Genomic DNA, 4,302 nt, shown 5'->3' with positions numbered 1-4,302 from the left:
CTACGCGGCGGCGAACGTCTTCCTCGATGCGCTCGCCACCCGGCGACGCGCCGAGGGCCTGCCGGCCACCGCGATGGCCTTCGGCCTCTGGGAGGCCGGTGCGGGCATGGGCGAGTTCCTCACCGAGGTCGACCGCAAGCGGATGGCCGGCCAAGGCGTCCCCGTCCTCACGCACGAGGCGGGGCTGGCGCTGTTCGCTGCCGCGCTGCACACCGACCGGGCCACCGTGGTCCCGATCCGCGTCGACACCACCGCGCTGCGATCCCGCACCGACGACGTCCCCGCCCTGCTGCGCGGCCTGGTTCCGCGTTCCCGGCGCCGGGGCCACGCCCGTGGCGCCGCGTCGGCCGCCGCGCTGGAGCAGGAGCTTGCCGGGCTGACCGCGGGCGAGCGGGAGCGGGAGGTACTGCGGATGGTGCGTGCGCAGGTCGCCGGTGTGCTGGGTCACGCCTCGGCCGAGGCGATCGAGCCGGAGCGGGCCTTCCAGGAGCTCGGCTTCGACTCCCTGGCCGCGACCGAACTGCGCAACCACCTCAACGCCCGCACCGGACTGCGGCTACCGGCCACCCTGGCCTTCGACCACCCCAACGCCCGGGCGGTCGCCGACCACATCCTCACGATCCTCGGCGACGCCACCGACGAGGGCGGCGCCGACAAGGACGCCACGGACCGGGCCGGCGCGCAGCGCACGGACGACGAGCCGATCGCGATCGTGAGCATGGCCTGCCGCTACCCGGGCGGTGTGACCTCCCCCGAGGAGCTGTGGCAGCTGCTGCTCGACGGCTCCGACACCGTGTCCGACCTGCCGGCCGACCGGGGCTGGAACATCGAGGAGCTCTACGACCCGGAGCCGGGAAAGGAGGGCCGGAGCTACACGCGCCGGGGCAGCTTCCTGCACGACGCGGCCGCGTTCGACCCGGGCTTCTTCGGCATCTCACCGCGTGAGGCGCTGTACATGGACCCGCAGCAGCGGCTCCTGCTGGAAACCTCGTGGGAGGCGGTGGAACGCGCCGGGATCGATCCGCAGTCGCTGCGCGGCAGCAGCACCGGCGTCTTCGCGGGTGTCATGTACCACGACTACGCGCTCAACGCGAACCCCTCCGGCACCAGCGGCGGCAGCGTCGTCTCGGGCCGGGTGTCCTACACGCTCGGCCTCGAAGGGCCGGCACTCACGGTGGACACGGCGTGCTCGTCCTCGCTGGTCGCCCTGCACCTGGCGGTGCAGGCGCTCCGCTCCGGGGAGTGCTCGCTGGCGCTGGCCGGCGGTGTGACGGTGATGTCCACCCCCGGCATGTTCATCGAGTTCAGCCGCCAGCGCGGCCTGTCCGTCGACGGGCGGTGCAAGGCGTTCGCCGGCGCGGCGGACGGCGTGGGCTGGTCCGAGGGCGTCGGCGTGCTGCTGGTCGAGCGCCTGTCCGACGCACTGCGCCACGGGCACCAGGTGCTCGCGGTGGTGCGCGGCACGGCCGTCAACCAGGACGGCGCGAGCAACGGGTTCGCCGCGCCCAACGGCCCCTCGCAGCAGCGGGTGATCCGGCAGGCACTGGCGAGCGCCGGACTGTCGGCCGCCGAGGTCGACGCGGTGGAGGCGCACGGCACGGGGACGACGCTGGGCGACCCGATCGAGGCACAGGCCATCCTCGCCACCTACGGCCGGGACCGGGAGGCCGAACGGCCGCTCTGGCTCGGCTCGGTGAAGTCGAACATCGGCCATGCGCAGGCGGCGGCGGGTGTGGCGGGTGTGATCAAGATGGTGATGGCGATGCGCCACGGCGTGTTGCCGCAGACCTTGCACGTGGACGAGCCCTCGTCGCACGTGGACTGGAACGAAGGCGCCGTCGAGCTGCTGACCGGGGCGCAGGAGTGGCCGGAGACCGGCCGTCCGCGCCGCGCCGGCGTGTCGGCCTTCGGGATCAGCGGCACCAACGCGCACGTCGTCCTCGAACAGGGTCCGCAGCCGGCCGGGCGCTCGGAAACGTCGGGGGTGTCCGGGGCGCCGGTCCCGTGGCTGGTGTCCGCCGCGACGCCGGAGGCGCTGCGCGCACAGGCCGGGCGGCTGCTCGCCTTCGCGGAGTCCAGGCCGGAGCTGGAGCCGCAGGAGGTGGCCCACTCGCTGGCGACCACCCGGTCCGCGCTGGAGCGGCGCGCGGTGGTGGTCGGCAGCGGCCGGGCCGAGCTGCTGACCGGACTGCGCGCCCTGGCCGAGGGCGAGAGCCTGCCCGGCGTCTTCACCGGATCCGGGCGCAGCGGAGGCCGGACGGCCTTCCTGTTCTCGGGGCAGGGGTCGCAACGGCTGGGTATGGGGCGGGAGTTGTACGGCAGGTTCCCGGTGTTCGCGGCGGCGTTCGACGCGGTCTGCGGGGAGCTTGGTGGGGTGCGTGAGGTGGTGTGGGGCGAGGACGCGGCGCTGCTGGACCGGACGGTGCACGCCCAGGCGGCGCTGTTCGCGGTCGAGGTGGCGTTGTTCCGGCTCGTCGAATCCTGGGGTGTGCGGCCGGACTTGGTGGCAGGTCACTCGATCGGTGAGGTCGCTGCCGCCCACGTGGCGGGGGTGTTCTCGCTGGCGGACGCGTGCGCGTTGGTGGCGGCGCGGGGGCGGTTGATGCAGGCGCTGCCCGAGGGCGGTGCGATGCTCGCCGTGCAGGCGGCGGAGGACGAAGTCCTCCCACTGCTGGGCGAGTTCGTTTCGATCGCGGCGGTCAACGGCCCCAGGTCCGTCGTGGTTTCCGGCGCGCAGGAGGCGGTCGAGGCGATCCGGGCCCACTTCGGGCGGCTGGGCCGCAAGGCGACCCGGTTGCGGGTCTCGCACGCCTTCCACTCGCCCCTGATGGACCCGATGCTGGGCGACTTCCGGGCGGTGGTGGAGGGCCTGTCCTTCGCCGCTCCGACGATCCCGGTGGTCTCCAACCTGACCGGCGAACTCGCCACCGGCGAGCAGCTCTGCGAGCCGGCGTACTGGGTGCGGCACGTCCGGGAGGCGGTCCGCTTCGCCGACGGTGTGCGCACCCTGGCGGCCCAGGGCGTCACCCGCTTCGTCGAGCTCGGCCCCGATGCCGTCCTCACGGGAATGGCTCAGGACTGCCTGCCGGGCGAGCCGGCGCTGACGCAGCTGGTCCCGCTGCTGCGCGCGGGCCGGGACGACGTGTCGACCCTGGTGGCGGCGACGGGCCGGTTGCACACGTCCGGCGTGCCGGTCGACTGGCACGCCTTCTTCGCGGGCACCGGCGCCGGGCGGGTCGACCTGCCCACCTATGCGTTCCAGCGACAGCGGTTCTGGCTCGGCGCCACGAGCCCGCTCGCCGATCTGAGCGCGGCCGGCATGGGTGCGGCGGACCATCCGCTGCTCGGCGCGGCCGTGGAACTGGCCGACCCGGACGGGTTCCTGTTCACCGGCCGGGTGTCACTGGAGTCGCACCCCTGGCTGGCGGACCACACGGTCCTGGACCGCGTGCTGGTGCCCGGCACCGGCCTGCTCGAACTGGCTCTGCGGGCCGGCGCCGAGGTCGGCTGCGCGCAGGTGGAGGAGCTCACCCTGGCCGCGCCGCTGGTGCTGCCCGAACAGGGCGGCGTGCAGCTGCAGGTGCGGGTCGGCGAGCCCGACGGATCGGGTCGGCGGTCGGTGACCGTGCACTCCCGTCGGCAGGACGAGCCGGAGCACGGCTGGACCGGACACGCTTCGGGCTTCCTGACCGCGGCTCCGGCCGACCTCGGTGGGGCGTTCGAGCCGAGCGAGTGGCCGCCGGCCGGGGCCGAGGTGGTACCCGTCGACGGGGCCTACGAAGGCTTCGCGGCGGCCGGCTTCGGCTACGGCCCGGTGTTCCGGGGGCTTCGCGCCGTCTGGCGTCGTGGTGACGACCTGTTCGCCGAGGTCGCGCTGCCCGAGGGGGTGGACGGCGCGGCGTTCGGGCTGCATCCCGCTCTGCTGGATGCGGCGATGCATGCCGCGATCCTCACCAGTACCGGCGAGTTGGAGATTCCCTTCGTCTGGAACGAGGTGTCTCTCCACGCGGTGGGTGCGTCGGTGCTGCGGGTGCGGCTGACGCGCCTCGGTGACGGCGGTCTGTCGCTGGCCCTCGCCGACGTGTCGGGTCGGCCGGTCATGTCGGTCGGGTCGATGGTGGGCCGTCCGGTGTCGGCCGAGCAGTTGGGTGGGGGCGAGAGCCTCTTCGGGGTCGAGTGGTCGGTGGTGCCTGCCGGTGTGCCTGCCGGTGTGGTGGCCGGGGTGTCGTGGTCGGTGTGGGAGGGGTTGTCGGAGTCGGGTGCGGTGCCGGCTGTGGTGGTGCTGGACTGTGGGGCTGTGGA

1 protein-coding gene is annotated in these 4,302 nt (G+C 74.0%); it reads left to right on the top strand.

All coding sequences use genetic code 11. The features are described 5' to 3' along the window. The coding region (locus ACWDRR_RS44125) for a type I polyketide synthase (RefSeq protein WP_449777992.1) at positions 1 to 4,302 on the top strand (4,302 nt) is incomplete at both ends.

The sequence above is a fragment of the Kitasatospora sp. NPDC003701 genome, from assembly GCF_053587085.1.
The sequence above is the reverse complement of the archived record's forward strand: the minus strand, read 5'-3'. Positions and strand labels throughout refer to the sequence as shown.